Below are 26,667 nucleotides of genomic sequence, written 5' to 3' on the forward strand. Positions count from 1 at the left end.
ATTGAAAATTGTTACAAAAAAGCAGGAGCCGAAATTGGCATGATTACTAAAAAGTGAAAACGGAATGGTCATTGAGAAACCATCCCGTTTGATTACATTGAATTATCCTATGATTTTATAATTTTTATGGTTGACGACGGTTTTCTGCTCAAGTTCCAAATCACGATAATTTTCCATATACGTGACGTCCACGATTACTGAGTTCTCGTTCACTTTCTCGACGATTCCTTTTAAGCCTTCTCTAAATTCAATGATATTTCCGACTTCCGCTTTCTTCATGGTAATCATCCTTTCCCATTTCGTTTTACAATGATCAAAAAGTAACTATGGAGTAATTGGATTATTCGAACATCTTGCCGTTTAGATTTTGACGTGGGGAGTGCAAGTAAGAGAATTGGATATCTCTTCTGTCGGTACAGTAAGCTAAACTTTTAAAGGGAGTAGCAATTCTTGTAAAGGAGCAGTTGTAATGAAATGGCATAATTTGGTATATCTTGAAAACGCAGTTATGCGTACCAGTATGTAATCCTATGTACAAAAAATGCCAATCATTTTACATTATGATATTTTACTATACAGTTTGCACTATTTTAAAGCATACGTAAAGAAATATGTAGCAAGTGAGCCTCAAAAAATTCTGATTTATATTAAGTGGCATGCTTATGATAAAATGGAAACGGAATTTCTCCTGTCTGATTATGGATAGAATATTTAAAAATTAGGAGGATAATATTATGAATGCTGAAGAAGCGAAAGATGTACTCGATAAACTGGCAAATCGGGAAATGGATGAATTCAGGATAACAAAAGAAGAATTTTTAGCTTTTCGTGAGGTTCTTATAAAAAGGGAAGACTTTAAACATTTTCGGGGGAATGCTCTCCATAACGGTGAAATAATTTATACTTATTTAGAAGAAGCGAGAAGTTAATGGACTGATATTTTAGGGTGGCTCATGAGTGAGCCACCCTATCTTCATTATTTACAATGGGAAACTACTTGCTTCCTTAATTTAATTAAAGCGGCCTTTCTCCATGATTTGACGGCTGCAGCAGTAACTTGATATACCTCAGCAATTTCACTTACTGTTTTATTTTCCAAGTACGTCTGTAAAAGCCAGCGTTGCTGATTCTTTGTCAAGCCTTCCGTATAACGGAATATATTTTCGATGGGGAAGGCCTCTTCGTGGATTGAAAAAGGATCTTTAATCTCTAGTATGAAGGAATCAAATGGTTCGGTGCAGGTTTCATATTTATGATGATGCTTTAATTCGTTCAGGATTTTGCCTTTGATTACAGTATAGGCATAGTTAGAGAATTGTCCGTATTCCTCATTGAAATTCCCGATTGATTCCCATAAAGCAATCAAACCTACTTGGAAAAATTCTTCTTTATTCTTATAGATGGATAGTGAGCGGATAATATGATGGATCATCGGGGTAAATTCAGTCTTTAGAGCTGAGAAATCTTCCATTGAGCAAGCTACCTTTAGAAAGTGCACTTTCATGTATTCCCGGGTGCTTCTACCATAAATAATTCGTTCGGCTATAGCGAAAGGGCATAACGGAGAAATGTAAGGGATAAAACGTTTGTTTTCAGGCGCTGAACCAGAAACTTATTGAAAGGGAAAGGAAGATTCAGAAGTATGAAGAGTACTTTTGAATATGGGTTTGAACAAATGAAAGACACATCCGAATATTGGATGTGCCGAAACCATTCACTCATTCTTGTTTCGATAGATTTATCGCAATTCAATGAATCATCATTTAGTTTAAACATCAGCAATAGCTAAAAGTCCACTTTCACAGGTAGCTCAAGATAAGATGAAGTGGGGGGGGGGAGAAAAGCTGAAACAAAATGCTTCATTCATTTTGTATTTCAATATGTATCCCCCTAAACATTTATGATTGTGAGTTCCAAAGTGGAGATGTTGATAAAACAATTGTTTTTATTAACTCTGCGATTTTCGGAATCCAGCTTCCTGTGCGTCTTGTTCGGTACAAAACATTTCTTCCGGTTTAGTTATTTCGTAATATTGGCCCGAAGGAATGTGATATATTTTATTGCCTCTAGAGTTTATATTCCCTTTAATTTCTGGGTTATTGCAAGATGAATTGACAGTGGTTTTTTTCTCTGATTCTTCTCCGGACTTCGAATCATCAAACCCTTTTGAAGTTGCATAGTTTTCAATTGACCAAATCCCGATTTCTTCTTTTTGGGCTTGTTTCTGCATATCTTCCAATTCATCAAGATATTTAGTGTTCGGTGCATAAACATAGGCTACCCTGGCCAGTCCTTTTTCAAGCAGTAGTTTATTAACCATTTTTCCATCAACATAAAAATAGGCCAGCAGCCGGCCATATTTATCTCTTTCACCAATGCCGGTTTCTACTTCCACTTTAGAGCCCTCAGGCATTAAATCCTTGGTGAACTTGCTTGCTTCAGGTCCAAAAGGCTGAACGGGCTTGGAGGGGTGCACGGTTTCTGGGGTATCTACCAAAAGGAGCCTGACCGTTTCTTCATTTCCATTTGGCATTTTGATTTTTACTGTATCTCCATCGACAACCCTGACGATCTCGGCTGTGAATGTCCTGCCTTTCTCTTCTTTGGAAGAATTCGTACTGGATTGAATATCTTCATTGGACATTGAATCTTCCTGTTTCGATTCATTGATCAAGTTATCTGATGCGGCCTGACAGCCAGTCAAAGTGATCAGGCTTATGGCAGTCAGGAGAAAAACAGGCAGATAAGAATGTAAAAAGGAATTTCTGTTCATGATAAGTCCTCCATTTCAAAGGTGTTTTCGTTTTCCATGTCCATCAAGGGTATATTCGGCAGGAATAATACTAACCTATAAAAAAGCGAAAGAAAATGAAATAACATTAAAATTTTCATATGCATCGCTATCCGATATCATGATAGTTTCTTATAATGATAAGGTGGAGTAAGGGAGGCAGGCGTGATAAATGATGTTTAGGCTTGAAAAAATTAGGTATAAAGGCATCCTGCATATTGATGGTTTGAAAATATCCGGTGGCATGGTTACTTGCTTGACAGGGGAAAGCGGAGCAGGAAAAACATCACTTCTACGATTATTGAACAGGATGGATGACCCGGATAGCGGTTCAATCTATTATCAAGATCAGTTGCTGGATAATTTCAACCCGATAGAGCTCCGACGTAAAGTCACAATGCTTTCTCAGACACCGTTCACTTTTCCGGGAACGATTGAAGAAAATCTCCAGCTGGGCCTGGAATTGACAGAACGGGAAAAAAAGGATAAAGCCGAATTGGTGAAAGCACTTGAAACCGTACAATTGCAGAAGTCTTTAGATGAGGGGGCGGAAAATCTTTCTGGAGGGGAGAAACAAAGGCTGGCACTAGCGAGATTACTTTTATTGAGACCAGAAGTGTATTTACTGGATGAGCCGACTTCGGCTCTCGATGAGGAAACCGAGCTAAGGGTCATGAGCCGTTTTTTAGACGAAGTAAAGCGGGAAAAAGGAACGGTCATCATGATTACCCATTCAAAACAGCTTGCGGACATATGTGCTGAAAAGATGATCGTTCTGAAAAAGGCCAAGGAGGCTGACTATTAATGGAGGGTAATGGGATAATAGATATTGAGTTCTGGCGACTTTGTGCAGCCTATGTCTTTGTTGTAGTCCTGCTCATTATCGTTAAATGGCGAGGGATTTCACGGGAAAAGCAAATCATGCTCGCTACGGTACGGATGACGGTCCAACTCATTCTTGCCGGATATGTTTTGACATATATCTTTGAAAATCCTCACCCTTTACTTTCTTTAGGATTTCTATGTGCAATGGCTTTGTTCTCCATCCATAATATTTTTAAGCAAGTGCCCCATACGCTCAATAAGAAAATTAAAAGGATGGTCATCCTGAGTATGTTGTCAGGTCCCATGGCTGCCTTTTTTTATTTTAATGTGGTCGTGATCCATTTCACGCCATGGTATGAGCCAAGGTATTTCATTCCAATAGCAGGGATGATCGTGGGGAATGCAATGACTGGTGTGACATTAGCGCTTAAAAACCTTCATGATGGGATTAGCAGTAATCGTGAAAAAGTAGAAGCGATGTTGATGCTTGGAGCGACTCCAGCAAGGGCTGTGAAGAAATATGTGGATGCTGCATTCGACTCGGCAGTCCTCCCGACTTTGAACAATATGCTCGGGATGGGAATTATTTTCCTTCCAGGAATGATGACAGGGCAAATCCTGTCGGGAATAAGCCCACTCATCGCAATTGAATACCAGATTCCTATACTTATCGGAATTCTCGGGAGTGTTTCATTAACGGTCGTCCTTTTCATTATGCTTAGTTTCAGAGCTTTTTTTACCAAAAATGCACAGCTTTCCATTTAATTATTGAAGAATCTGAAAAGTAATGGTTGCAGTTCTATCTATATTTTTGTACTATTTTTTAGGTACCAGATAGTTTTGGTTTGTTTGTTGGGGATGATAATGCTATTCTGATAAGGAAAAGGGCATTTCTTTACTGATTGGTTAGAGAACACCCCTTACATAACCTATTTTGTTAATTTATCTAAAGGAGATTGATTTATATGGTGGAAAAAACATTTACAGTAACTGCAGAAACAGGAATACATGCTCGGCCGGCTACATTGCTGGTACAAGCTGCTGGAAAATTCGATTCAGAAATAAACCTTGCTTATAAAGAGAAAAAAGTGAACCTTAAATCCATTATGGGTGTAATGTCACTAGGTATTGGCAAAGGGGCAGAGATTACGATTTCTGCTGAAGGAAGCGATGAAAATGATGCACTGAACACACTTGCTGAAACGTTGAATAGAGAAGGATTAGCAGAATAATGTCCACTTTGATTAGTGGAATAGCAGCTTCAAACGGAATAGCCATCGCTAAAGCCTATCGACTGACTGAGCCAGATTTATCGATTGAAAAAAGAAGCATAGAAGATGTCGGGGCGGAAATATCCCGTTTTAAGGAAGCTATTCAAAAGTCAACAGTTGAATTGGAGATAATCAGGGAAAAAGCCGAAAAGGACTTAGGGGCCGATAAAGCCGCTATTTTTGACGCGCACCTGCTAGTTTTGGCTGATCCGGAACTTATCACTCCAATTCAAGATAAAATACAATCGGAAAACGTCAACGCTGAGTTTTCCTTAAATGAAACCGCAAGCATGTTCATTACGATGTTTGAACAAATGGATAATGAATACATGAAGGAACGTGCAGCGGATATCCGTGACGTTACGAAACGGGTGTTGTCACATCTTTTAGGTGTTCATATTCCAAATCCAAGCATGATTGCTGAAGAAGTGATCATCATTGCGGAGGATTTGACTCCTTCCGATACAGCACAATTGAATCCGGCTTACGTCAAAGGATTTACGACCGATATCGGTGGACGTACATCCCATTCAGCCATAATGGCGCGTTCATTGGAAATTCCAGCAGTCGTTGGAGCAAAGTCAGTAACCTCGTCCATTGAAAATGGTGACTTGGTCATTATTGATGGCTTAAAGGGTGAAGTGCACATCAATCCTACTCCTGAACTCGTGAAACGCTACGAAGAGGAACAGGAAGCATATGCTTTGCAAAAGGCTGAGTGGGCGAAACTGGTTCATGAACAAACTGTTACAAAAGATGGTCATCATGTGGAATTGGCTGCCAATATCGGTACGCCGAAAGATCTAGAGGGCGTTCATCAAAATGGCGGTGAAGGCATCGGGTTATACCGTACGGAATTTCTTTATATGGGCAGAAATGACTTTCCGAGTGAAGAAGAACAGTTCGAGGCATACAAAGCGGTGCTGGAAGGAATGTCAGGAAAGCCTGTAGTCGTCAGAACGCTTGACATAGGCGGAGACAAGGAGTTACCTTATCTAGAGCTTCCTAAGGAAATGAATCCTTTCCTTGGTTACCGTGCGATTCGCCTCTGCTTAAATGAGCAGGAGATTTTCCGGACCCAGCTCCGTGCCCTGCTTCGTGCAAGCATTTACGGTGATTTGAAAATCATGTTCCCGATGATTGCAACATTAGCTGAATTCCGCGAAGCAAAAGCCGTCTTGGCTGAAGTTAGACAGGAATTGCTTGATAATGGTGTTCAAGTTGCCGAAAAAATTGAAGTCGGAATTATGGTTGAAATCCCTTCAACTGCTGTGATGGCTGATATATTTGCTAAGGAAGTCGATTTCTTCAGCATAGGCACTAATGACTTGATTCAGTATACGATGGCCGCTGACCGAATGAATGAGAGAGTATCTTATTTATACCAACCATATAATCCAGCGATTTTACGCCTTGTTAAAATGGTTATAGATGCAGCTCATAAAGAAGGGAAATGGGCCGGGATGTGCGGTGAGATGGCTGGAGATGAAGTTGCTATCCCGATCTTGATCGGAATGGGCCTTGATGAATTCTCAATGAGTGCCACTTCCATTTTAAAAGCACGTTCCTTAATCAGCCAACTTTCGCTTGAAGAGATGAAAAAACTATCTCAGGAAGTTTTAGTGCTGGATACGAATGATAATGTGAAAGAAGCGGTAGTTAACGCTTTGAAGCAATAAATAAATGATATAAACGGCACCCCATCCCCTTCGGATCGGGTGCTTTCCTGTAATTTATTCTTAACATTTTGATAAAGAATGTTTATTGCAACAAAATGGGGGTAAATAAAAAGCAAGCACAGTTGTTTGGCTCTATTAGGGCAGCTGACATTCTCATTTCCCCCTTTGTCGCCGGTTGGTTTATCCAACCGGCAATTTTTTGAGTTTAACCACAGGGAATAAAAAAAACCAGAGAATGATTATTCAGATTTTTCACATTTCGATTATGACGATATAATGGAATTATTATTTTATTTTACGAAATGGAGGATATGATATTTTATGGAATTACATTTGGAAAAGAAAAATGCTTTGATTTTAGCTTCAAGCCAAGGTTTGGGAAAGGCGATGGCAGCAGAATTGGTAAAAGAAGGAGCAAATGTCATGCTAGCCAGCCGTGATGGTGAAAAGCTTGCCGCCGTGCAAAGGGAATTATCACAGCTTGGGGCTGGTAAAGTGGCTTATATGGTAACGGATATAACAAAGGCTGAAGATATTAAAAGCTTGGTTGGGAAAACTGTTGAAGAGTTGGGCGGTATCGACATTCTTATTAATAACGCCGGTGGGCCCCCAGGGGGATCATTTACAGATTTCAATGATGAAGAATGGCAACAATCTTTCGAACTTAATTTACTAAGCTTCATAAGGACGATTCGTGAGAGCTTGCCGCATCTAAAAAAACAGGGCGGAAAAATCGTAAATATTGCATCTTCATCCATTAAGGAACCGATTCCTGGATTGATATTATCGAATACATTCCGGACTGCAATCGTGGGGTTGTCAAAGACGTTAGCTTCCGAGTTAGCTCCAGACCGGATTTTGGTCAATACAGTTGGTCCTGGAAGGATCGCAACGGACCGCGTTCAGCACCTTGATAAAATGAATGCAGAAAAACAAGGCGTCTCACCTGAGAAGATCACTGAACAATCCATCAATAAAATCCCACTTGGCCGTTATGGGGAACCCGAGGAATTTGCCAAGTTCGTTACTTTCCTTGTTTCAGGTGCTAATACATATTTAACTGGCCAGTCCTATTTAGTTGACGGAGGAATGATAAAGTCCATTTAACGTTTTAAACAAAATGATTGGGAGGAATTTGCAGTGACGCAATCGAACGATGTGATCGGATTCATAGGTTTGGGAGTTATGGGAAAAAGTATGGCGGCCAATTTACTTAAAGCAGGATTTGAGGTATTCGTTTATACAAGGACGGAAGCAAAGGCAAGTGAACTTCTCTCACTGGGTGCAAAGTGGGCATCTGAACCTAAGGAAATCGCACAGAAAGCTAATGTGATCATTTCAATGGTAGGATATCCTAGCGATGTGGAAGAAATTTATCTTGGGGAAAATGGTCTTATCAAGAATGGGAAAAAAGGAGCCCATTTAATCGATATGACTACCTCCACACCATCCTTGGCCGTGAGAATAGCAGAGGAAGCCAAGAAAAGAGGAATGGAATCATTGGATGCACCGGTTTCTGGAGGGGATATCGGTGCTCGTGATGCGAAGCTTACGATAATGGTTGGCGGCGATAGTGAGGCGTTTGAAGCGGTCCGGCACATTTTTGATACCCTGGGCAGTAATGTTGTCCACCAAGGCCCTGCTGGGTCAGGACAGCATACGAAAATGTGCAATCAAATTGCCATTGCATCTAACATGATCGGAGTAACTGAAGCGATTTCTTATGCCAAAAAGGCGGGGTTGGATCCGGACCAGGTTCTGAGAAGCATATCATCGGGTTCTGCCGGAAGCTGGTCACTGTCCAATCTTGTGCCGCGAATGGTCAAAGGGGATTTTGAACCAGGTTTTTATATCAAGCATTTTATTAAGGATATGAAAATTGCACTTGATGAAGCTGAAAGGATGGGAATGGAGGCTCCGGGGTTAAGCCTGAGCAAATCCCTATATGAGGGGCTGGCAGAAGCTGGTGAGGAAAATAGCGGTACCCAGGCATTATATAAACACTATAATTAAGTGCTAGCATATCTTTTTCATGAATAAGCTGATAGCGACAGCCTTTACAAAAAGGAGTGATCGTTATGGGCGAATTCGATGATATCAATATGAAATTCCAGGAATTAGAAGATGGTCGATATATTGTCAGGATTGAAGGGTATAAACGCGAGAAAACCATTCATCAAACAAAGCCCATTCGTTGGGATCTGAAATTAATGAATGAAAGTCCGCTAATCTTGCCGGTGAAATTCAGTCATATCGAAACGAATGCCGGCTTCCAGATCCTGATGCGGGAATTGAAAAGTTTAGGTCTTTCAAAGCCGCGCTCCGCAAAGGAATTTGAAGAAGTGATGGCTGATTTACTTGGGTCCATCGTTGAAGTGAGCCTTACCACGACGAATAAGGAAGAGGGATATCGGGAAATTCGTTTTTTACGGAGATTGTATTAGTTGTCCGACATGGTGTAATACAATCAGTAGCTGAAATTTTCGAGAATAGGAAAGTGGCCTTCAATCGTTTTATTGAAGGCCACTTTTTTGTCCGGTTCAATCAAGCTAAAAATGCTTCTATACGGTCCAAAGCCTTTTCAAGTGTTTCCATTGAATAGGCATAGGATATCCTAAAGTACCCTTCGCCAAGTGGAGAGAAAGCATCTCCAGGGACTACTGCCACTTTTTCCTGTTTAACAAGCTTGAGGCAAAAGTCGAGGGAGGTGGTGTAGCCTTTCGGAAGCTTTATAAAGAAATAAAAAGCACCATTTGGTTTGATTATTTCCAGTTTCATCGCTTGTAAACGACTGTATACGTATTCACGTCTCCGTGCATACTCTGTCTTCATGGGAATGGCATCATCCTTACCTGCTGTCAAGGCAGCCAAGGCAGCTCTCTGCGATATGGAGGAGGCACAAGTCACATTGTATTGATGGACCTTCAGGATATGCTGAGACACGGCTGCAGGCGCAAACAGAAGGCCAATTCTCCACCCGGTCATGGAATGGGACTTGGACAAACCGTTCAGGACGATGGTTTGTTCTTTTAAGAACGTGGCAATCGATACATGTTCCTGATCGAATACAAGTTCACTGTATATTTCATCCGCCAATATAAAGATGTCCTTGCCCCTTACCAGTTCGGCAATGTCCAATAATTCTTTGGAAGACAACGTAACCCCAGTCGGATTCGATGGATATGGCAGGACGATGCAACGAGTTTGATCAGTTATGTACTTTTCAATTATATCTGCAGTCAAACGAAATCCATTTTTTGTTGTATCGGCATAAATCGGGTTTGCACCGCACATTTTGATGATGGGTTCGTATCCTGGATAGACCGGCCCTGGTAATATTACTTCGTTCCCTGGGATGAGGATCGTTCGAAAGGTAATGTCAATGCCTTCACTTGCACCCGAGGTCACTATAACTTCATTCGATGGATCATAACTAAGCTTGTATTTATCCTTTACATATTCAGAAGCAGCTTCCCTTAATTCCTGATAGCCGGCATTGTGAGTATAAACGGTATAATTATTATCGATGGCTTGTTTTGCCGCTTCTTTAATATGCATTGGAGTTGGAAAGTCAGGCTGTCCTATCGTTAAGGAAATGGTGCCTTCGATTTCAGCGACCATATTGTAGAATTTACGGATCCCTGATATTTGAACTTCTTTTACTAGAGGGTTTATTAAATGTTCCACTATGAATATCCTCCCTTTTCATACTTCATGAGATTATGTACTATGTTTGACGGATTCATTCTATTTTATCATTTAGTTTGGATGGGGGAGAAATACTTTTTGAGATTAATGAATTAAAGGTATAATGAATGATAAGAAAAATTAGAGGGTTGATACATATGATAAGGACTTGCGCAATTACTTCTAACCAAGAAGTCAGTTTTGGTTTGCCGCTATCAGAAATGGATAATACGGATATCGAGTGGTATTGGGTGGATTTTTCCAACCCCACAAACAAGGAGATCGAACTTTTATCCAATCATTTTCACTTTCATCCGCTGGCAATTGAAGACTGCCTGGATGATTTTAACCAACGTCCCAAAATGGATTTTTATGAGGACTACCAATTTCTTGTGATTCATGCTCTCAGGCAGAAGGTATTTAGAGCAGTTGAATTGGATATGTTTGTTGGTGAAAAATGGATTGTCACTTTTCATAAGGAAGAAATGCTTGAACTTGAAAAGGTGTGGGAAGAAATTCCTGGAAATAAAATGTTGAAGCAAGGTCCCTTTTTCTTGATGCACAGGATAATTGACAGGATCGTCGATGAATTTTTCCCTCCTGTGTATAAAATGGAAAGCGAATTGGGGAGCATTGAGGACAATACTGAAAATGAAACGATAAACGAATTGATGGATCAGCTATTCGATTTACGAACGGATATGTCCAGGCTCCGTCGGACCATTTTACCGATGCGTGATTTATTATACAGGATGATTTCATCAGAGCGTCTGAATTACTTAAAAGATCAGCACCTGTATTTTACTGATGTGTACGATCATCTTCTTAAATTAACTGAAATGCTGGAATCTTACCGAGATTTCTCCTCCGATATCCGGGATAGTTATTTGTCGGTGAACTCTAATAATATGAATTCAACGATGATGACATTGACTGTAATCACTACAATTTTCATGCCGCTGACCTTCATAGTAGGCGTATATGGGATGAATTTTGAATACATGCCGGAATTGAATTGGCACTATGGCTATTTCCTCGTCCTTGGAATGATGGGCGGAATTGCTTTGATGATGTTTTTATTCTTTGTTAAAAAAGGTTGGCTCACTCCAAGGAAAAGGTCACGAAAGAGCTGAAAACAACTAACTGACTTGCTGCTTTAATGATACCGGTATTCATTTGAGTATATTTTGCAAAATACCAAATTTATGAATATGAGATTTGTTGATATGGGAGTACTGGCTATTGGTAATCCATAGGAAAGAGAAGAGTATGCTGGGTCTTGGTTACGCTTTAGCGTGAATATCATTAATGGGAGATGAATTCCTCGTAATGGCAAGGAAGGTTCGGTAAAATACTCCTGACTAGTAAAGTGACCGATTTAAATGGAGAACGAATAGGGTTTTGAAGGGCTACAGGGCATTATTTTGCGACGATCCTATCAGCTTTTATGTCAGTTATATAATCGCGGGGGTTGGACCGGAGAACAGGCCTTCATGATATGATTGCCGGAACGGCAATAGTGAAAAATGATCAAAGGGACCAGTATGGGTCCCTTTTTTGTTTTGCTTGAATAGATGATAATCACTTCTTGATTCTTTTTTATCTTTGCTCTAAACAAAAGACATAATTAACCGAATTATTAGGTATGAGTTCATTTATAAAACCATGTTAGGTCTATGTATCCAAGAGCAGGACTTGCCTGCCCGGTTAAATGAATGATGGAATTATAAAATGTAAATGTAAGAGAAGGGCGAGATGAAAATTGGAAGCAAATAAAGGGATATTACTTGAAAGTGGAACAAATGAGCTTGAAATAGTGGAATTCGGCATCGGAAGGAATAAATTCGGCATTAACGTAATTAAGGTGAAGGAAATCATTAATCCTGTCCCCATCACGCTTGTACCTCATTCCCATCCAAATGTGGAGGGGATCATTGAGCTTCGCGGTGAAGTCCTGCCAATTGTGAATGTAGCGGATGCTTTAGGGTTTCCGCCATCAGAAACTCCTGAGCAGGATAAATTCATTGTGGCTGAATTCAATCAGCAAAAAGTGGTCTTCCATGTCCATACGGTAACACAGATCCATCGTATTTCCTGGTCTCAAATCGAAAAGCCGTCGGATATGTACCAAGGCCTTGAAAGTCAGATTATCGGAGTAATAAAATTAAATAGCGAAATGTTACTGTTACTCGATTTTGAAAAAATAGTGGTCGAAATCAATCCGGAATCAGGGATAAACATCCAGCAGGTTAAAAAGCTCGGTAACAGGCAAAACTCAGATAAGAAAATCCTGATTGCAGAAGATTCTCCATTACTGAGAAAGCTGCTGTACGATACACTGTCAGAGGCTGGATTCAAGTACTTGGAGTTTTATGAGAATGGACTTGATGCAATCAATTATCTGGAGAATTTGATTGCATCAGGAAAAGTGGTCGAAGAAGAAGTGCAATTGGTGATTACCGATATTGAGATGCCCCAAATGGATGGTCATCATTTGACTAGAAGAATAAAGGAAAGCGGTGAACTCGCAGTATTGCCGGTGATTATTTTCTCTTCTTTGATTACGGACAGCTTGCGTCATAAAGGTCAAGTCGTAGGTGCTGACGCACAAATCAGCAAACCTGAAATTACGGAGCTTATAAATTTGATAGACAGATTTGCATTATAAATGTGAAAACGGGCCGATGAGGCATTACCTCACGGCCCGTTTGATTTATCCGAAATAAATACTTAATACTTGGAACCTTTTCCTAAAAAGGAAGATGGGAATGGATTGTGAAAAGGTTGCTTGACCGACCCACGCCCGTAAGACCTTTTCTCGGTATTGGTAGGGTTCGGTTGTTTTTCACCTGCTTGTCCAACGTAAGATTGCAGGATTTGTTTGGCCTTGGATAATGACAACGACGCTTTAGGGTTCCGTATGGATGCTGCCCGGCTGCCGAGGTGGGGTAGTTTTTTCAAATCTTCCTTAGTGGGAGGTAAATGAAAAACATATGATCCGCATTCAACGATCACGTCGGATTGTTGTGCTGCAAAGCGAGGGTTATCGGAGAAATGAAGTCCAATCTTCTTCGCTTTTCCTTCTTGCATAAGCTTGTTTAATGCGAGCCGCTTTAAATTATATAAATTCTTTGGCTCCAACGCAGTCTTTGCATGCTTATTAACAATAAACACGGCTTGGGCAAGGGAGTTAATCGAAAACTCATCCCTTTCAGAATGTCCTTTCGTTTGGTTCATTATGGAAACTCCTTTTCTAAATAAGGTTAGAAGGGATGTTACAGAACTCCTTCAATAAAAACCTGTTTTTATATTGGTTGAAATAGAGACGTGTGTGCCAATTAGGCTGAAAATAGTAAAATAATAATGCATGTACATCTCTAGGGTATGACAATCATTTCCCAACACTTTACCAACTATTCATTTTCATATTATACCACTTCAAAATATATAAGGAAGTAAAATTCAATCGAGCGCCTTTTGGGATAAGAAAAAGAAGGCGTTTAATGACGCCTTCTGTCCAATCCTTATTGAGTGTATATATTGATATTTTCAGATACCCCAGCCTGTGCCTGTGCTCCGAATTGTTGTGGGTAGCCCTGAAAACCTTGATACGCAGGGTAAGCAGGATAAGCGGGATAAGGAGGGTAAGCTGGCGGGTATGGAAGAGGATATGGAGGATAGATAGGTGGACGGTTATTGAATAGCAACGGTCCAATTGCCAATCCTGCAACAAAAGCTACAGGCGCCAATAGAGGAAAGAAAGGAAAGAAGCGCTCGTCATTCCAATATTCAGGTCCATATTCATTCCCATATGCATTTCTGTATTCGTTCTGTAGCATTATGGTTTGAGGATAGTGGTAGTAAGGATAATGCTGTGTTTGCATAATTAGCCTCCTTTTCTCTAATTCTTTACATAGTATGGATTTTTATTAGAAAAGAGCCTGTTTCATCCTAATCTGTTATAATGAATCTACTTGTGAGAAAAATTTGAGGTGACTGTAATGGAACGGTTTAAAAGCATTTTTGCCGTCGGTTTTGGAGGAGCGACGGGAGCGATATTACGTTATTGCGTGATCTTGACTACTGGCCATTCCTTCTTTCCGTTTGGAACCCTCTTAATAAATATAGTAGGCAGCTTTTTACTTGGAATGATTAATGGCTATTTCGCCTCGAAAAAGAAATCATTTTTGTTTTTAGCGCTGGGCAGCGGGTTTTGCGGCGGTTTCACCACGATGTCCACATTTTCCCAGGAAGTGGTGGATCTACTGCAGACTTCTCTGCCTTTTGCAGGACTGTATCTTGGGGCCACGCTTTTCTTTGGTTTGGTTGCCGGTTTCCTCGGACTGGGCCTTTTTAATAGACGGAGAGGTGAGCCCCTTTGATTGAAGTCCTTTCAGTTTTTATAGGAGGTTTTTTGGGAGCGGCCTCTAGATATGTCTTGCAGATTATTTTTAATAGGCTATTGCCAGCAGTCTCGATACCCTTTAGTATTTTATTGATTAACCTTATAGGTTCTTTCGGTTTAGGAATGGTATTTCCACAGAAAGAAAGCTGGGCTTTATCTTTGCAGGTTTTCCTGATAATAGGTTTCCTGGGAGCCTTTACGACCTTTTCTACATTCAGTATGGAAACACTCGAACTTATAAGAAAACACCGTTATATAGATAGCCTGATCTATATGACGGTGTCGGTTTTAGGTTGTATCGGCACTTTCCTTTGCGGCTACTTAAGTATGGCAAAGCCTTTATGACGATCGTTACTGGTAAAAAAACCTGGTTTTCTCAAATATAATTCTAATGCTATAATTCATAGGAATCCATTACGGATGATTTAGGCAAGAAGCTGTTTTGGTCGAACAGGTTTTGTTAATGAGTCTGGCGGAATTCCCCTGTGTTATACACTATCATTTTTTTGCCTGGAATTCGTAAACCGTCAACTCAGGACGAGAAAGAAAACGATATGGGAGCCGGGTAGTGCCAAGCCCTCTATTAACATGTAATGTTAACGAGTCAATTTCATACGTGCCTTCTCGGTACTTTTCAGCGTAGGGGGGAGTTACAAGGGCTCCTGCAAAGGGAATTTGTACTTGACCTCCATGACTGTGACCGCTTATTTGATACTGGATGTCGTAATTCCTTGATGTATCGGCAAGGTCAGGGGCATGCGAAAGCATAATGGTGAACACTTCTTCTGGGATGCCTGCAAGGGCTTTTTCAAAATCAGGTTTTCCAAGCATGGCATCATCAACACCGGCAATGTATATTTCTTCAGCCGTTAATAAGGTAATCTTAGTTGAGGTATTTTGCAACATGGTAAAATGTGATTTCTTCATGATATCGCTGTAAATTTCTGAGCCATATCCCCCATGATCATGGTTACCGTAGATGCTGAATTTTCCAAGTGGTGCTTTGAGCTGATTCAATACAGAAGGGATTTTCTGCTGAGCCTTGTATTTATTAGGCTGGTCCATTAAATCTCCGGTAAATAAAATGACATCCGGGTCCAGTTGGTTTATCTTATTGACAATTGCTTGTAAATCTTTAAGCTGAAATTGAAAGCCTAAATGCGTATCACTGAATTGGATCATTTTCATGCCATGAAAACCTTTTGGAATAAGGGGATGGCTGATTACAATATGCTTGGTTTCTAACCATTTCGGCTCCAGATTATGAGCATAATAGCTTCCGCCAATACCTAAACCGGTTACGGTAGCCAATGTACCAAGGCTTTTCTTTAAAAATGTTCTTCTGGATATGGGTTTATTCAAATTAATCAACCTATCTAATATAAAAATGTTACTTCCTAATACTAACAAACAATATACATAAAATGAAGAAAATATCTTCTGTACGCATATGAAAAACATGTAAACTGGGGTTTAATGAAACCGTATCCGGTTTGAAATTGAACATCTATACGGAGGTAACATGATGACCGAACCAATGTTTATTACACTGATTATACTTCTATGCGCTATTGCGCTTTTTATACAAGGGAAATTTCGCGCCGATTTAATTGCACTTAGTGCACTAGCCATCCTGGGTTTACTGGGGATACTTACATTGGATGAACTGGTGGCCGGGTTTGCGAATCAAGTGGTAATCATGCTAGCTGGGCTATTTATCGTCGGTGCCGGCCTGTTAAATTCAGGAATAGTGGAAAAGGCAGGAAATAAGTTGTTGGGTTTATGTGGGGGCAGTGAATGGAAATCGCTGCTTATCGTGATGCTGACAGCTGGAATATTAAGTGCATTTTTAAGTGGAACAGGAATTGTTTCCATACTGCTACCTCTCGTTATGAGCATGGCTTTACAACAAAAAACAAGTCCGACAAGGTATTTATTGCCCCTTGCCTATGCAAGCAGTATTGGCGGGCTATTAACGCTTACTGGTACCCCTTCCAATATGATTGTTGCTGATGTATTAAGGCAAAACGGAATAGGAACATTATCATTTTTTGACTTTACACCTGTGGGCTTGATCGCTTTTGCGGCAGGGTTATTCTTCATGTTGACACTTGGCCGCCTCTTGCTACCTGAGAAAACGATTGCCGCGAACAATAGTGTAAAGGGACTGTCCGCAGGGGAGCTTGCCGGCATGTACAAAGTATATGACCGGTTGCATTATCTGCATATACCCGCTACTTCCGATATTGTTGGAGAAAGGCTGTCGGACCTTCAGCTTCCTATCCAGTATGAATTGACTTTGATTGAAATCCAACGGAAGCCAAAGGATAAGCAATTGCCGCTGTTGCAAAGGCAGTTGACGATTTCAGCCAGAGCGGATGAGGTTCTTCATCCTGAAGATATCATTTTGGTGTTTGGAGAAGAAGAAGCAGTTGAGAGATTGGCTCTTAATTATGAACTGGAGTTTAAACATTTCAATACCGAACAAATAAAAAAACATTTTCTTAGCAGTAGGTTTGGATTGACGGAAATATTGATCGTGCCCAATTCGGATTATGAAAATCAAACCTTGATAGATGTGCATTTTCGTGAGAAATACCAATGTAATGTGCTGGCAATCAATCGGAACGGTGAATATATTCAAGCGGATGTCGGGACGGAACGACTGAAACCGGGAGATGCAATCCTGATTCATGGAGAATGGGAGAACATTGAGCGGATTTCCACTGATTTACAGGATGTCATCGTTATTGGAAGTACCTCGGAAGATGGCTCTCCGGTCAACTCTAAGGGCAAGGCATGGATTGCCTTGGGAATCACTGCATTTATGGTCATTCTTTTATCAATGGAGTCCATCCCAGCTGTACTATCGGTAGTGACCGCAGCATTGTTGATGGTGATCACCGGATGTGTCCGTTCTATGGAGGATGCTTACCAAAAGATTAACTGGGAACCTGTACTATTGATTGCCGCTATGTTCGGAATAACGGCTGCATTGGATAATACCGGTGGAGTGAGGATGATAAGTGATTGGCTTGCCGTTTTATTCAGTAATATCGGGGCACACGGCATATTAGCTGTCTTTTACCTACTGACACTTATCCTAAGCCAATTCATCCCCTATGGAGCTGCGACGGTAATCATGACGCCCATTGCCCTTACATCTGCAGTGAATCAAGGGATAGATCCTCTTCCTGTGTTTTTATGCCTTGCCGTTGCTGGCAGTTTAGCGCTATCCACTCCAAGGGTGGCCACTACCAACGCGCTTGTCATGACAGCAGGTGATTACAAGTATAAGGATTTTATCATGATCGGGATATCCATACAGATTTTCATTGGCGTTATCATGGTGATCACGATTCCATGGTTCTTCCCTTTTTGATAAGGCATTAGGCATTGTTCCATATATGGACAATGCCTTTTCAATGGAGAATCATTCAGTTTCATTCAAAAGGATCCGAAAGATCAGCGAATTTTAATTGGCTGAAAAAAGAGTTATATAGTAGGAATTAAAATTATTTATTATCAATGCTAGAAACTAATGGTATAATTTTGGCATATTGGTGTTTTCGTAATTAGGGGGAAGATGCATCATGGATACAGAAAAGATATTAAAGAATTTAGACAAGGTGACACCATTCTTTCAACCGATTTTCAGTGCAGATCAACATCAGGTAATCGGGTATGAAATTCTAGGGCGCTATGAGGAACAAGCGGAATATAAAAGCCTTGGCCCTTTTTTTCACGATTCTGCAGTTCCGGAAGAGTACAGAGTGGAAGTGGATAATTACGTACTTGAAATTGCCTTAGAGAGAATAAAAGACTATGGTGAAGATTTTCTTATCTTTATCAACAGAGATCCTAATCTGCTTATGCTGGATCATGGCGAAGAATTCATGGAGATTTTACATCGTCATTTCCAACCAGAGGAAATGCACCGGATCGTGCTGGAATTATCAGACACGATCAGTCCGGAAAACTTCGATCCTTTGCAGCATGTGCTTGCTTACTTTAAAACATATGGGATTAAGATAGCTTTAGATCATTTAGGGCAAGATACCCAATTAGACCGAATCGCACAGATTTCTCCGAATATTTTAAAAGTGAACCTGGACCAGCTTCGCATTTCAGGTGGAGATGCCTATCAGGTCATCCTGTTTTCTCTAACCATGCTAGCACGAAAAATCGGCGCCAATTTACTTTTTGAGAACATTGAGTCCGAATACCAACTTCGTTTCGCATGGAAGAACGGGGGACGATATTATCAAGGATACTTTTTGGCGAAACCGCACGGCGAGTTCATTAATAAAGATTTACTTCGTGAAAAGTTCCATCAAGAATGTCAGTCCTTCATTTCACTCGAGACCAAGAAGCTTGAAGCCGTTTATCAAAAGACTTTTCAATTCAACGAAAATATGCAAAATTTCTTAAAACAGGAAAAGCGAGTTGGCACCCATGAAGAGTTTCTCGGTATTTTGGCGAAAAAATGGGATTCCATATGTTTTCGGCTTTATATTTGTGATGAAGAGGGGTATCAAAAATCACCCAATATCCTCCATAAGGACAAGCAATGGGTAGCCCAACCGAGTTATTTGAATAAAAATTGGAGCTGGAGACCTTATTTTCTCGAAAATATCGTAAAGATGCGTAATGAGAAAAAAGGGATTTTATCCGATTTATACAGTGATATCGAAACGGGAGAAACCATCCGGACCTTTTCATATCCCCTGAATAATAAAGAATACATTTTCTTTGATCTTTCGTATAGTTATTTATATGAAAATGAAGCCCTATTATAGTAAGACGATTCATGTATACAATCGCTTAAAATGTGTAACGATAAGCAGAAACGATGCGCTTGGAGGAGACATATTTTGAGCACGTACATCTGGATTCTAATCATGATCGTTACTGTAATGGCGTTATATCTGCTCTTTTATACTTATTCTGTAGCAAGGGCACAGAAAGTGAAAGCCAGATATGATTCGACTATCGATGATTCAGTTAAAGAACATCCTTATTTAAAGAACCCGATATTCGTTTCACTTTTTGTTGGAACGATTTTGGTTGCCGGTTTTATTTTGTACTATGCTTTTCAATGATCGTAAGAAGGAGATTTCAATATCATGAAATCTTCTTTTTTATTGTGAAGAATAGGCAATAGCATCAAGATCTCGCGGATAATATGATTTTGTAGTTTGGCTTTGTTCTTGACGGGTAATGAAAGACATAGGCAGAAATCCGAACCATTAGGAGAAATTCTTTTACTAGGAGATGATTGGAATGAGTAAATATTTAGTTGCATGTCTTGCCAGTGTCCTTTTATTTTTAGGAGGAGGGTTCACAGCTTCAGCGGAGGGCTTACATAGAGAGGAAGTACTATCTTTAGTACGAGCTGCAGCGGAGAATCAAGGTTCGATCAGTGAGGAAGTTCGTACGAAGGAAGAGATTGAAGGGAAGTTGGATACACATTTCACAGGTGAGTTCATCGAGAAGTTTGTTAAATCGAATGTAGTGAAAGTCGATGGCGGTTATACCGCATTTGGTTCAGACTTCGCTCCCTATTATATCCCATTTTTCAGTTACGATAAGAATACGGAAATAGTATATGGGAAAAACGGCGAGTTCATTTATGTTCAGGAGGAATTCAAAGACACAGGGGACGGACCTGTATCTATGGGTAAGCATCTTGAATCAGTTACATTGAAAAAGGAAAATGACGTTTGGAAGGTAATGGACGTAAAGTATGAAGTGAAAAAATGAAATAAGGTACTTTAAAAGAAAGTATTTCAAAATTGAAAAGTATGGAGACTAAAATGAAAAAGTCTAGAGGAGGAAAAGCTTCTCTAGACTTTTTGTTATATATTCAGTTCTTTCTTTATTTCGTCCAGTTCAAAACCAATGATGGCTTTCCCATCGATTACGACCGTTGGTGTGGAATAGGCGCCGTATTTATTCGTTAGTTCTTTACGTGCATGTCCATCTGCTTTAATATCTTTTTCTTTGTATACGACATTATTATCATCAAAGAACATTTTCATGATTTTGCAGGGAGGGCAATCAGGTTGGGTATAAAGCGTAACGTCTTTCATTTCATTCCTCCATGTATGCTTTAGGTAGGGTTTACTTTTTCATTATAGAGAATGCCAAGACATTTGAATAGGAAAAGACCTTAAAGGACCCTCCTACCTATCCTTTTCCTGCTTTACTAGATAGTCTATCAAACCCATGGAGCAAACATTTAGGTCCATGGCAATGATTTCAAAAACAGGATGATCGGTGGTGATTCCTTTTTCGCCTAAATGAATCGCGACTTCCGTGAAAATATTTTTACTGGTTGCTGCCACTTGTTCCTCAAAGCTAGCAAATTCCCTATATGCCGATTTGGCAGTCTCCACAAATTTGGGCAGCCAGTAATGAAGTTGTTTATATACTTCCTTAGGATTTTCCGATACCCCGTAATGGCCAAAATATATACGCTCGACGCCGATGCTCTCGTACAATTCCGCTGCAGCAAGCATCGCATCTGGGTTAAATTGGTTTGGTGATGTGGACGGTAAGTAAAATTCGAAACCTTCTTCATCGAGTTCACGATAATAGATGCCTACGGTGTCACCTGAAAACATGCCTTTTGAAACGGAATCGAAAATGCTTAAATGATGGTTTGCGTGTCCTGGGGTGTCATAAAAGGTCAATGAGGAATTATCACTTGTTTTTAGGGAATCCCCATCATGTTTAGTAAGCATTCTATCAAATGGTATAGGTAAAATCGGATCGAAAAGCTCGTCGAAATCTTCACCATAGACCGCTTTAGCCCCAGCGATTAAACGTGTTGGGTCTTCTAGATGCCGTGCACCTTTTGGATGGACGATCACTTTGGCATTCGGACAATGCTCTAAAAAAAGTCCGGCTCCACCTGCATGGTCCAAATGAATATGGGTAAGAATGATATATGTAATATCCTCGAGGGCGATTCCCAAATCTTCGAGCCCTTTCATTAAGTGGGGGATGGAAGGGCTGGCGGAAGTTTCGACTAAAGTGATTTCTTTATCGGCAATTACATATGTTCCTGTACGATTTCTTCTATCCAAATCAAAACCATCAATCAATGAAATGCGATAACCAAGTTCACTAATATTTCCCAACAGAATCTACCCCCAGAAATTTTTTCATGTACAAAATCCATTCCTTATTTTATTCTGTTAATAGTTCCATGTAAAGAATGAAGTTTTAAATTATTCTGAATTTATTTCAGCGTGGCTACTGGATAGAAAAGTATGGTATAGTGAAACCTATCGAAAAGGTTTTATTCAGAAAGGAGAGGGAGTATGTCTCAATTACAGGGCATCCTTACCAGATTGAAAAGTCTTCAAGAGCAAGCGAAGGAATCTGAATCTGCTCAACGTTTTTTTGAAATAGATGGTGTGAAAAAGTGCCAAGTTACATATTTCAGCAAAACAGAAATGTTCGAGCTTGAAGTATACAGTGATAAAGGGAAATCATCAAAATATCAATTCGATAATATTGATATGATTACCATTGAAATCTTTGATCTTCTTCAATCTTAAAAAATCACAAAAAGCCGCCTTCCTTTGGAAGCGGCTTTTTTATTGTAAATGAGGCCGTTCAATTTTCACTTTTTGAATGAAGTAGTGATTTTTACGACATCTTATTAATTGGAGGGATGTAAATGAAAAATCCAATGGTAATATGCCCAGTATGCGGTGAGGAAAGGGAAATGGAAAATGTATTGACGGCACAATCCAACCAAAATGTGATTTATCAATGCCCGGAATGCGGTTTTAAACAGGTTAACATCAAAACTAGTAAGGGCTAAGGATCTCTTGCGAAAATCCCACAGTTTGGGATTTTATTGGTCTGGGAATGAGCCTTTTCTGCTTACATATGTTAAACTATAGAAAGAGCTGTATATAAAAACATATGGTAAGGGGTTTTAACATGATCGGTACTCATGATGGGGATTTATTGGAATCCAGCGTTAAAGACTTAATGATTTCTTCTGAACGCGTGGCCCACGTGCAGGTAACCAATAATTTAGAACATGCACTATTGGTATTAACAAAGAGCGGTTATACGGCCATTCCTGTGTTAGATCCTATGTATAAATTGCATGGCTTAATTAGCACACCAGTCATTCTTGATTCAATCTTGGGACTGGAACGAATTGAATTTGATAATCTTGAGAATAAAAAAGTTTCTGAAATAATGAATATAGAAATACCTCGCCTGCATATTGAAGATACATTGACTAAGGGTGTGGAATTGTTGATTGATCATCCGTTTGTCTGTGTAGAGAATGATGATCATGTATTTGAAGGTATTTTAACGAGAAGAGCAATCTTGAAAAAAGTATTTAAACAAAATGCACCTGAATAAATATGTAAGGCTGAAATTGATCGTAACTTTAAGACTCGCCAATTGGCGGGTTTTCTTTTTTACATATTTGATCCAGCTGGTGGTAAAATCTATAAAAGTTATTGTTTATTTGGAAAGGATGCGGAAATTGGGCCAAGCGTTGGATAGTACAAAAGTGCAGAATAAAAAATTGAAACGCCCCTTCATTTTAGCTGCCATCATGTTGGCTATGTTTATGAATGCTATTGAAGGAACGATCGTTTCGACGGCCATGCCGGCCATTGTAAGTGATTTAGGTGGTTTTTCACTTTACAGCTGGGTGTTTTCAGGTTATTTGTTAATGAACGCCGTGACAGTCCTGATATATGGAAAGCTATCGGATATTCTCGGTAGAAAACCTGTCCTATTATTTGGCATCGTTGTTTTCTTAATTGGCTCCCTTCTTTGCGGCTTTGCCAATTCCATGACGGAACTCATCATTTATCGCTTTGTACAAGGTTTTGGGGCGGGGGCTGTAGCTCCTGTAGCTTCAACGATTGTTGGTGATATCTATAAAAATGAGGAAAGGGCACGCGTTCAAGGGTACCTATCAAGCGTTTGGGGCATTTCGGCGGTCATGGGACCAGCTTTAGGCGGCTTGCTCGTTGAATCCCTGACTTGGAAGCTTGTATTCTGGGTTAATATCCCTCTGGGCTTACTAGCCTTTATTGGAATTTGGTTTTTCCTTCATGAAAATATCGAAAAGAAAAAACGTGATATAGATTACATCGGTGCAACGCTATTGACGTTATCCATATCCACTCTTATGGTGATACTCGTAGAAGGAGGAGTAAAATGGTCATGGGCTTCAGCTCCGGTCATTTCCTTGGCATTAGTGGCCATCATCGCCTTCAGCTTATTCATTCGTCAGGAAAAGAAAGCTGCCGAACCAATGATGCCATTTGAACTCTGGCAGGAGCGCTCCATCCTGATTGCGAATCTTGTATCTTTGACTACAGGGGTTATGATGATTGGATTATCAAGTTTCCTCCCAACATTCGTACAGGGTGTGATGGAACGCTCGCCTACGGTAGCTGGTTTTACATTGACGGCCATGTCAATCGGCTGGCCGATCGCATCAATGGTTTCAGGCAGGTTATTGATGAAAATAGGATTCAAATCTACCTCCCTCCTTGGAGGGTGCTCATTGATCCTTGGGAGTTTGATCCTCGTATGGATGAAGCCTGAAGCAGGACCCCTTATTGCTGCCATGGGATCCTTCTTTGTCGGCGTAGGGATGGGATTGACTTCTACTTCATTCATTGTCGTCATTCAAAAGACCGTCAGCTGGGAACGCAGGGGTATTGCAACAGCTTCCAATATGTTCATGCGGAATTTAGGAAATACGGTAGGTGCTGCATTACTTGGAGGAATCATGAATACGAGACTTCAAGCCTATTTAAACGAGCATGCACCAGCAGGCTCGGGGGTGACGATAGATACGGCAAATAAGCTGTTGAACAATGAGGAACGTATGTCGCTTCCTAAAAGTGTGGTAAAGGTTTTGCAGGAAGGACTTACATTATCTTTACAGACGATTTATCTAATTGTTCTATTCTTCTCCGTTATCAGTTTCATATTACTTACGAGACTAAGAAAGAATAAGGAGGCAGGAGAGGGTAAGGCAGACTCATAAAAGGAGCTTGCCATTGTATGTAAAGGAAATGCGACTCGGAGTATCAATTGCCGGAAATATGATCGTCAAAGGATATTCACTCCGTTTCTTTTCCCTTGTATTATAAGCGGACTTTGTTGATAATTAAATTTAAAATAAATTAAATCATCATGCTAGGAATTAATTATCAAGAGGTTGGTGTGTATGTCATTTTCGGAATTTCATTTATTATCCGTACTTGCTCAGGAAATGAATATGAGAAAAGCTGCTGAACGGTTGTTCGTTTCCCAACCGGCTTTATCACAGCGTTTACAATCAATAGAAAAGGATTGGGGTTCGAAACTGTTTCTGCGTTCACAAAAAGGGCTGTCGCTGACGCCTGCAGGAGAAGCGGTAATTCGTTTGGCCAATGAGGTTATAGAAAAAGAGGAAAAGGTCAGGGAAAGTATCCAAGCCATGGATCATGAAGTGTATGGAACTTTGAAAATAGCCTGTGCCTCGATTGTCGGTCAAAATTGGCTGCCGCAAGTATTGAAAAAGTTCGTCCAAAAATATCCGTATGCCAAAATTTCATTAATCACTGGCTGGAGCAGTGAGATTTTAAAGTCTTTGTATGAAGGACAAGTACATATTGGCATCATAAGGGGGGCCCCGGATTGGAAAGGGGTAAAGCAGCATTTATTTACTGATATGCTTTATTTGGTGGATACTGAAATGAAGGAACTGAATCAAGTGTTCGAAACGGACCGCCCATTCATTCAGTTTAAAAGCGATTCGAATTATTATCAGGAAATTCAGGACTGGTGGCATAGACAATTTAAAACGACACCAAGAAACACCATAGTCGTGGATCAAATCGAAACATGCAAACAAATGGTGTTCAATGGTATCGGATATGCGATCCTTCCAGCCATCACATTACATGATAAAGATACGAATGTTTTTAAAATCCCTCTTCTAGATGGACATAACCACTCAATCGAACGAGATACATGGCTTTGCGGCTATGAATCTGCCTTCCAGTTAAAGCAAGTCCAAGCATTCACGGAAGTGGTGAAAGAACATATTCGCGACCAAGGAATGTTATAGATCCGCTGATGAAAATGTCAATGGGGCAGAATAATATATTAGAGTGACATTCAACTTGTCTTGCAGGCAGTTGTCTGGTAAATTTAAAACGAGTAATGATACATATTTAGGAGGTTTTTCCCGGAATGAATAAAATGGATGCGAACGAAATTATTTCTTTTATTTCAAATAGTAAAAAATCTACACCAGTAAAGGTCTATGTCAAAGGCGATTTAGAAGGCATGGATTTTGGTCCAGCTTCGAAAACTTTCATTACAGGTAATACAGGGGTTGTATTCGGTGAATGGTCTGAAGTCGAAGAAGCAATCAAGGCAGCGGGAACAAAAATCGAGGATTATGTTGTTGAAAATGATCGTCGTAACTCTGCCATTCCTTTATTGGACCTAAAAGGCATCAAAGCCCGTATCGAGCCTGGTGCAATAATCCGTGACCAAGTATCGATCGGTGACAACGCAGTGATCATGATGGGGGCATCAATCAATATTGGCTCGGTCATTGGTGAAGGTACAATGATTGACATGAACGCAATACTTGGCGGACGTGCTACAGTGGGTAAAAACTGTCACGTAGGTGCAGGTGCAGTTTTGGCAGGTGTCATCGAGCCACCTTCGGCCCAACCGGTCATTTTGGAAGACGATGTTTTAATCGGAGCTAATGCGGTCGTTCTTGAAGGTGTGAAAATCGGTCAAGGATCAGTCGTGGCAGCTGGTGCAGTTGTAACGAAAGACGTTCCGCCTTACTCCGTGGCTGCTGGTATACCGGCGAAGGTCATTAAACAAATTGATGAAAAAACCAAATCAAAAACAGAGATCATGCAAGAACTTCGTCAACTATAATTTCTTAGTGAATATTGCCTGAAGCGTGGATAATTATATCCACGCTTTCTGTAT

Annotated in this window: 32 protein-coding genes; 23 read left to right on the forward strand and 9 right to left on the reverse strand. The window is 40.2% G+C overall.

All coding sequences use genetic code 11. The features are described 5' to 3' along the window. Positions 1-102: 102 nt before the first annotated feature. Positions 103-279: a DUF2187 family protein gene (locus ACDZ29_RS17915; RefSeq protein ID WP_064505160.1), complete on the reverse strand. Its 177-nt coding sequence runs from the start codon at positions 277-279 to the stop codon at positions 103-105. Between the two features lie 455 nt (positions 280-734). Here ACDZ29_RS17915 and ACDZ29_RS17920 point away from each other — a divergent pair, with 455 nt between their 5' ends. After that, complete coding sequence (locus ACDZ29_RS17920; protein WP_289317316.1) at positions 735-929, forward strand: hypothetical protein; 195 nt, start codon at positions 735-737, stop codon at positions 927-929. Between the two features lie 47 nt (positions 930-976). On the opposite strand, the gene ACDZ29_RS17925 is transcribed toward ACDZ29_RS17920, so the two are convergent. Continuing rightward, positions 977-1,471: a sigma-70 family RNA polymerase sigma factor gene (locus ACDZ29_RS17925; protein ID WP_375088300.1), complete on the reverse strand. Its 495-nt coding sequence runs from the start codon at positions 1,469-1,471 to the stop codon at positions 977-979. Positions 1,472-1,642: 171 nt separating this feature from the next. On the opposite strand from ACDZ29_RS17925, the gene ACDZ29_RS17930 reads away from it, so the two are divergent. Next, complete coding sequence (locus ACDZ29_RS17930) at positions 1,643-1,789, forward strand: hypothetical protein (RefSeq protein ID WP_370014326.1); 147 nt, start codon at positions 1,643-1,645, stop codon at positions 1,787-1,789. Between the two features lie 159 nt (positions 1,790-1,948). Here ACDZ29_RS17930 and ACDZ29_RS17935 read toward each other — a convergent pair whose 3' ends face one another. Further along, positions 1,949-2,773, reverse strand: a complete 825-nt coding sequence (locus tag ACDZ29_RS17935; RefSeq protein WP_375088301.1) for a thermonuclease family protein — start codon at positions 2,771-2,773, stop codon at positions 1,949-1,951. 193 nt (positions 2,774-2,966) lie between these two features. Here ACDZ29_RS17935 and ACDZ29_RS17940 point away from each other — a divergent pair, with 193 nt between their 5' ends. From ACDZ29_RS17940 to ACDZ29_RS17970, 7 genes are all read left to right on the forward strand, one after another. After that, a complete protein-coding gene (locus ACDZ29_RS17940; RefSeq protein ID WP_289327268.1) occupies positions 2,967-3,596 on the forward strand; it encodes an ATP-binding cassette domain-containing protein in 630 nt (209 codons plus the stop codon). Then, positions 3,596-4,381: an iron export ABC transporter permease subunit FetB gene (fetB, locus tag ACDZ29_RS17945; protein ID WP_375088302.1), complete on the forward strand. Its 786-nt coding sequence runs from the start codon at positions 3,596-3,598 to the stop codon at positions 4,379-4,381. The genes ACDZ29_RS17940 and fetB overlap by 1 nt, the downstream gene beginning before the upstream one ends. Before the next feature lie 200 nt (positions 4,382-4,581). Next, a complete protein-coding gene (locus tag ACDZ29_RS17950) occupies positions 4,582-4,848 on the forward strand; it encodes a phosphocarrier protein HPr (RefSeq protein WP_034314127.1) in 267 nt (88 codons plus the stop codon). Further along, a complete protein-coding gene (gene ptsP / locus ACDZ29_RS17955) occupies positions 4,848-6,566 on the forward strand; it encodes a phosphoenolpyruvate--protein phosphotransferase (protein WP_289317312.1) in 1,719 nt (572 codons plus the stop codon). Before ACDZ29_RS17950 ends, ptsP begins: the two co-directional genes overlap by 1 nt. A 321-nt stretch (positions 6,567-6,887) precedes the next feature. Continuing rightward, positions 6,888-7,673: an SDR family oxidoreductase gene (locus ACDZ29_RS17960; RefSeq protein ID WP_375088303.1), complete on the forward strand. Its 786-nt coding sequence runs from the start codon at positions 6,888-6,890 to the stop codon at positions 7,671-7,673. A 33-nt stretch (positions 7,674-7,706) separates the two neighbouring features. Beyond that, positions 7,707-8,579, forward strand: coding sequence for an NAD(P)-dependent oxidoreductase (locus ACDZ29_RS17965; protein WP_375088304.1), 873 nt, complete (start codon positions 7,707-7,709; stop codon positions 8,577-8,579). Positions 8,580-8,644: 65 nt separating this feature from the next. Then, positions 8,645-9,010 carry a hypothetical protein gene (locus tag ACDZ29_RS17970; RefSeq protein ID WP_061462238.1) on the forward strand — a complete coding sequence of 122 codons (366 nt, stop codon included), beginning with the start codon at positions 8,645-8,647 and terminating at the stop codon, positions 9,008-9,010. 100 nt (positions 9,011-9,110) lie between these two features. Here the strand turns inward: ACDZ29_RS17970 and ACDZ29_RS17975 are convergent, their stop codons facing one another. Then, entirely contained in the window at positions 9,111-10,253 is a 1,143-nt protein-coding gene (locus ACDZ29_RS17975) for an aminotransferase A (RefSeq protein WP_289324262.1), read from the reverse strand. A 158-nt stretch (positions 10,254-10,411) separates the two neighbouring features. Here ACDZ29_RS17975 and corA point away from each other — a divergent pair, with 158 nt between their 5' ends. Together corA and ACDZ29_RS17985 are read left to right on the forward strand one after the other, a co-directional pair. Then, on the forward strand, positions 10,412-11,386 hold the full coding sequence (corA, locus tag ACDZ29_RS17980) for a magnesium/cobalt transporter CorA (RefSeq protein WP_370014330.1): 975 nt from the start codon (positions 10,412-10,414) through the stop codon (positions 11,384-11,386). A gap of 629 nt (positions 11,387-12,015) precedes the next feature. After that, entirely contained in the window at positions 12,016-12,921 is a 906-nt protein-coding gene (locus tag ACDZ29_RS17985) for a chemotaxis protein (protein ID WP_375088305.1), read from the forward strand. A gap of 62 nt (positions 12,922-12,983) precedes the next feature. Here the strand turns inward: ACDZ29_RS17985 and ACDZ29_RS17990 are convergent, their stop codons facing one another. Next, on the reverse strand, positions 12,984-13,490 hold the full coding sequence (locus tag ACDZ29_RS17990) for a YkyB family protein (RefSeq protein WP_289324265.1): 507 nt from the start codon (positions 13,488-13,490) through the stop codon (positions 12,984-12,986). Positions 13,491-13,777: 287 nt separating this feature from the next. After that, a complete protein-coding gene (locus ACDZ29_RS17995) occupies positions 13,778-14,137 on the reverse strand; it encodes a hypothetical protein (protein WP_370014332.1) in 360 nt (119 codons plus the stop codon). Positions 14,138-14,254: 117 nt separating this feature from the next. Between ACDZ29_RS17995 and ACDZ29_RS18000 the strand changes: the two genes are divergently transcribed. Both ACDZ29_RS18000 and crcB read left to right on the forward strand, forming a co-directional pair. After that, positions 14,255-14,635, forward strand: coding sequence for a CrcB family protein (locus tag ACDZ29_RS18000; protein ID WP_289324267.1), 381 nt, complete (start codon positions 14,255-14,257; stop codon positions 14,633-14,635). Beyond that, positions 14,632-15,003: a fluoride efflux transporter CrcB gene (gene crcB, locus ACDZ29_RS18005; RefSeq protein ID WP_289317304.1), complete on the forward strand. Its 372-nt coding sequence runs from the start codon at positions 14,632-14,634 to the stop codon at positions 15,001-15,003. Before ACDZ29_RS18000 ends, crcB begins: the two co-directional genes overlap by 4 nt. A 153-nt stretch (positions 15,004-15,156) precedes the next feature. On the opposite strand, the gene ACDZ29_RS18010 is transcribed toward crcB, so the two are convergent. Further along, on the reverse strand, positions 15,157-16,020 hold the full coding sequence (locus tag ACDZ29_RS18010; protein WP_375091167.1) for a metallophosphoesterase: 864 nt from the start codon (positions 16,018-16,020) through the stop codon (positions 15,157-15,159). Between the two features lie 163 nt (positions 16,021-16,183). Here ACDZ29_RS18010 and ACDZ29_RS18015 point away from each other — a divergent pair, with 163 nt between their 5' ends. The 4 genes from ACDZ29_RS18015 (at position 16,184) to ACDZ29_RS18030 (ending at position 20,421) form a co-directional block, all read left to right on the forward strand. Next, a complete protein-coding gene (locus ACDZ29_RS18015) occupies positions 16,184-18,040 on the forward strand; it encodes an SLC13 family permease (protein ID WP_289324270.1) in 1,857 nt (618 codons plus the stop codon). Between the two features lie 211 nt (positions 18,041-18,251). Further along, positions 18,252-19,457 carry an EAL domain-containing protein gene (locus ACDZ29_RS18020; protein WP_289324271.1) on the forward strand — a complete coding sequence of 402 codons (1,206 nt, stop codon included), beginning with the start codon at positions 18,252-18,254 and terminating at the stop codon, positions 19,455-19,457. Between the two features lie 75 nt (positions 19,458-19,532). Continuing rightward, positions 19,533-19,760: a hypothetical protein gene (locus ACDZ29_RS18025; RefSeq protein ID WP_289324272.1), complete on the forward strand. Its 228-nt coding sequence runs from the start codon at positions 19,533-19,535 to the stop codon at positions 19,758-19,760. A gap of 181 nt (positions 19,761-19,941) precedes the next feature. Next, complete coding sequence (locus ACDZ29_RS18030) at positions 19,942-20,421, forward strand: DUF3993 domain-containing protein (protein WP_375088306.1); 480 nt, start codon at positions 19,942-19,944, stop codon at positions 20,419-20,421. Between the two features lie 95 nt (positions 20,422-20,516). Here ACDZ29_RS18030 and ACDZ29_RS18035 read toward each other — a convergent pair whose 3' ends face one another. Together ACDZ29_RS18035 and ACDZ29_RS18040 are read right to left on the reverse strand one after the other, a co-directional pair. Continuing rightward, positions 20,517-20,750: a glutaredoxin family protein gene (locus tag ACDZ29_RS18035; protein WP_061462251.1), complete on the reverse strand. Its 234-nt coding sequence runs from the start codon at positions 20,748-20,750 to the stop codon at positions 20,517-20,519. A 93-nt stretch (positions 20,751-20,843) separates the two neighbouring features. After that, positions 20,844-21,803: an MBL fold metallo-hydrolase gene (locus tag ACDZ29_RS18040; protein WP_375088307.1), complete on the reverse strand. Its 960-nt coding sequence runs from the start codon at positions 21,801-21,803 to the stop codon at positions 20,844-20,846. Positions 21,804-21,986: 183 nt separating this feature from the next. Here ACDZ29_RS18040 and ACDZ29_RS18045 point away from each other — a divergent pair, with 183 nt between their 5' ends. From ACDZ29_RS18045 to dapD, 6 genes are all read left to right on the forward strand, one after another. Then, positions 21,987-22,226, forward strand: a complete 240-nt coding sequence (locus ACDZ29_RS18045) for a YkuJ family protein (RefSeq protein ID WP_034314086.1) — start codon at positions 21,987-21,989, stop codon at positions 22,224-22,226. Positions 22,227-22,348: 122 nt separating this feature from the next. Further along, on the forward strand, positions 22,349-22,495 hold the full coding sequence (locus ACDZ29_RS18050; RefSeq protein WP_089362373.1) for a hypothetical protein: 147 nt from the start codon (positions 22,349-22,351) through the stop codon (positions 22,493-22,495). Between the two features lie 122 nt (positions 22,496-22,617). Beyond that, on the forward strand, positions 22,618-23,055 hold the full coding sequence (gene cbpB / locus ACDZ29_RS18055; protein WP_289317297.1) for a cyclic-di-AMP-binding protein CbpB: 438 nt from the start codon (positions 22,618-22,620) through the stop codon (positions 23,053-23,055). 118 nt (positions 23,056-23,173) lie between these two features. Further along, a complete protein-coding gene (locus ACDZ29_RS18060; protein WP_289324275.1) occupies positions 23,174-24,709 on the forward strand; it encodes an MDR family MFS transporter in 1,536 nt (511 codons plus the stop codon). Between the two features lie 183 nt (positions 24,710-24,892). Further along, positions 24,893-25,777: a LysR family transcriptional regulator gene (locus ACDZ29_RS18065; RefSeq protein WP_289324276.1), complete on the forward strand. Its 885-nt coding sequence runs from the start codon at positions 24,893-24,895 to the stop codon at positions 25,775-25,777. 125 nt (positions 25,778-25,902) lie between these two features. Continuing rightward, positions 25,903-26,613: a 2,3,4,5-tetrahydropyridine-2,6-dicarboxylate N-acetyltransferase gene (gene dapD, locus ACDZ29_RS18070; protein ID WP_289317295.1), complete on the forward strand. Its 711-nt coding sequence runs from the start codon at positions 25,903-25,905 to the stop codon at positions 26,611-26,613. Positions 26,614-26,667: the final 54 nt, after the last annotated feature.

Origin of the sequence: Peribacillus sp. RS7, from assembly GCF_041956845.1 — a bacterium.
GTDB lineage: Bacteria > Bacillota > Bacilli > Bacillales > DSM-1321 > Peribacillus.

Coding starts and splice junctions, on each gene's coding strand:
- ACDZ29_RS18035 (WP_061462251.1), bottom strand. CDS start 20,750: ATGAAAGACGTTACGCTTTATACCCAACCTGATTGCCCTCCCTGCAAA.
- ACDZ29_RS17935 (WP_375088301.1), bottom strand. CDS start 2,773: ATGAACAGAAATTCCTTTTTACATTCTTATCTGCCTGTTTTTCTCCTG.
- ACDZ29_RS18065 (WP_289324276.1), top strand. CDS start 24,893: ATGTCATTTTCGGAATTTCATTTATTATCCGTACTTGCTCAGGAAATG.
- ACDZ29_RS17930 (WP_370014326.1), top strand. CDS start 1,643: ATGAAGAGTACTTTTGAATATGGGTTTGAACAAATGAAAGACACATCC.
- ACDZ29_RS18020 (WP_289324271.1), top strand. CDS start 18,252: ATGGATACAGAAAAGATATTAAAGAATTTAGACAAGGTGACACCATTC.
- ACDZ29_RS17995 (WP_370014332.1), bottom strand. CDS start 14,137: ATGCAAACACAGCATTATCCTTACTACCACTATCCTCAAACCATAATG.
- fetB (WP_375088302.1), top strand. CDS start 3,596: ATGGAGGGTAATGGGATAATAGATATTGAGTTCTGGCGACTTTGTGCA.
- ACDZ29_RS18015 (WP_289324270.1), top strand. CDS start 16,184: ATGACCGAACCAATGTTTATTACACTGATTATACTTCTATGCGCTATT.
- corA (WP_370014330.1), top strand. CDS start 10,412: ATGATAAGGACTTGCGCAATTACTTCTAACCAAGAAGTCAGTTTTGGT.
- ACDZ29_RS18030 (WP_375088306.1), top strand. CDS start 19,942: ATGAGTAAATATTTAGTTGCATGTCTTGCCAGTGTCCTTTTATTTTTA.
- ACDZ29_RS18050 (WP_089362373.1), top strand. CDS start 22,349: ATGAAAAATCCAATGGTAATATGCCCAGTATGCGGTGAGGAAAGGGAA.
- ACDZ29_RS18000 (WP_289324267.1), top strand. CDS start 14,255: ATGGAACGGTTTAAAAGCATTTTTGCCGTCGGTTTTGGAGGAGCGACG.
- ACDZ29_RS17925 (WP_375088300.1), bottom strand. CDS start 1,471: ATGGAAGATTTCTCAGCTCTAAAGACTGAATTTACCCCGATGATCCAT.
- ACDZ29_RS18060 (WP_289324275.1), top strand. CDS start 23,174: ATGCGGAAATTGGGCCAAGCGTTGGATAGTACAAAAGTGCAGAATAAA.
- ACDZ29_RS18045 (WP_034314086.1), top strand. CDS start 21,987: ATGTCTCAATTACAGGGCATCCTTACCAGATTGAAAAGTCTTCAAGAG.
- ACDZ29_RS17960 (WP_375088303.1), top strand. CDS start 6,888: ATGGAATTACATTTGGAAAAGAAAAATGCTTTGATTTTAGCTTCAAGC.
- ACDZ29_RS17970 (WP_061462238.1), top strand. CDS start 8,645: ATGGGCGAATTCGATGATATCAATATGAAATTCCAGGAATTAGAAGAT.
- cbpB (WP_289317297.1), top strand. CDS start 22,618: ATGATCGGTACTCATGATGGGGATTTATTGGAATCCAGCGTTAAAGAC.
- ACDZ29_RS17940 (WP_289327268.1), top strand. CDS start 2,967: ATGTTTAGGCTTGAAAAAATTAGGTATAAAGGCATCCTGCATATTGAT.
- ptsP (WP_289317312.1), top strand. CDS start 4,848: ATGTCCACTTTGATTAGTGGAATAGCAGCTTCAAACGGAATAGCCATC.
- ACDZ29_RS17990 (WP_289324265.1), bottom strand. CDS start 13,490: ATGAACCAAACGAAAGGACATTCTGAAAGGGATGAGTTTTCGATTAAC.
- ACDZ29_RS17950 (WP_034314127.1), top strand. CDS start 4,582: ATGGTGGAAAAAACATTTACAGTAACTGCAGAAACAGGAATACATGCT.
- dapD (WP_289317295.1), top strand. CDS start 25,903: ATGAATAAAATGGATGCGAACGAAATTATTTCTTTTATTTCAAATAGT.
- ACDZ29_RS17920 (WP_289317316.1), top strand. CDS start 735: ATGAATGCTGAAGAAGCGAAAGATGTACTCGATAAACTGGCAAATCGG.
- ACDZ29_RS17915 (WP_064505160.1), bottom strand. CDS start 279: ATGAAGAAAGCGGAAGTCGGAAATATCATTGAATTTAGAGAAGGCTTA.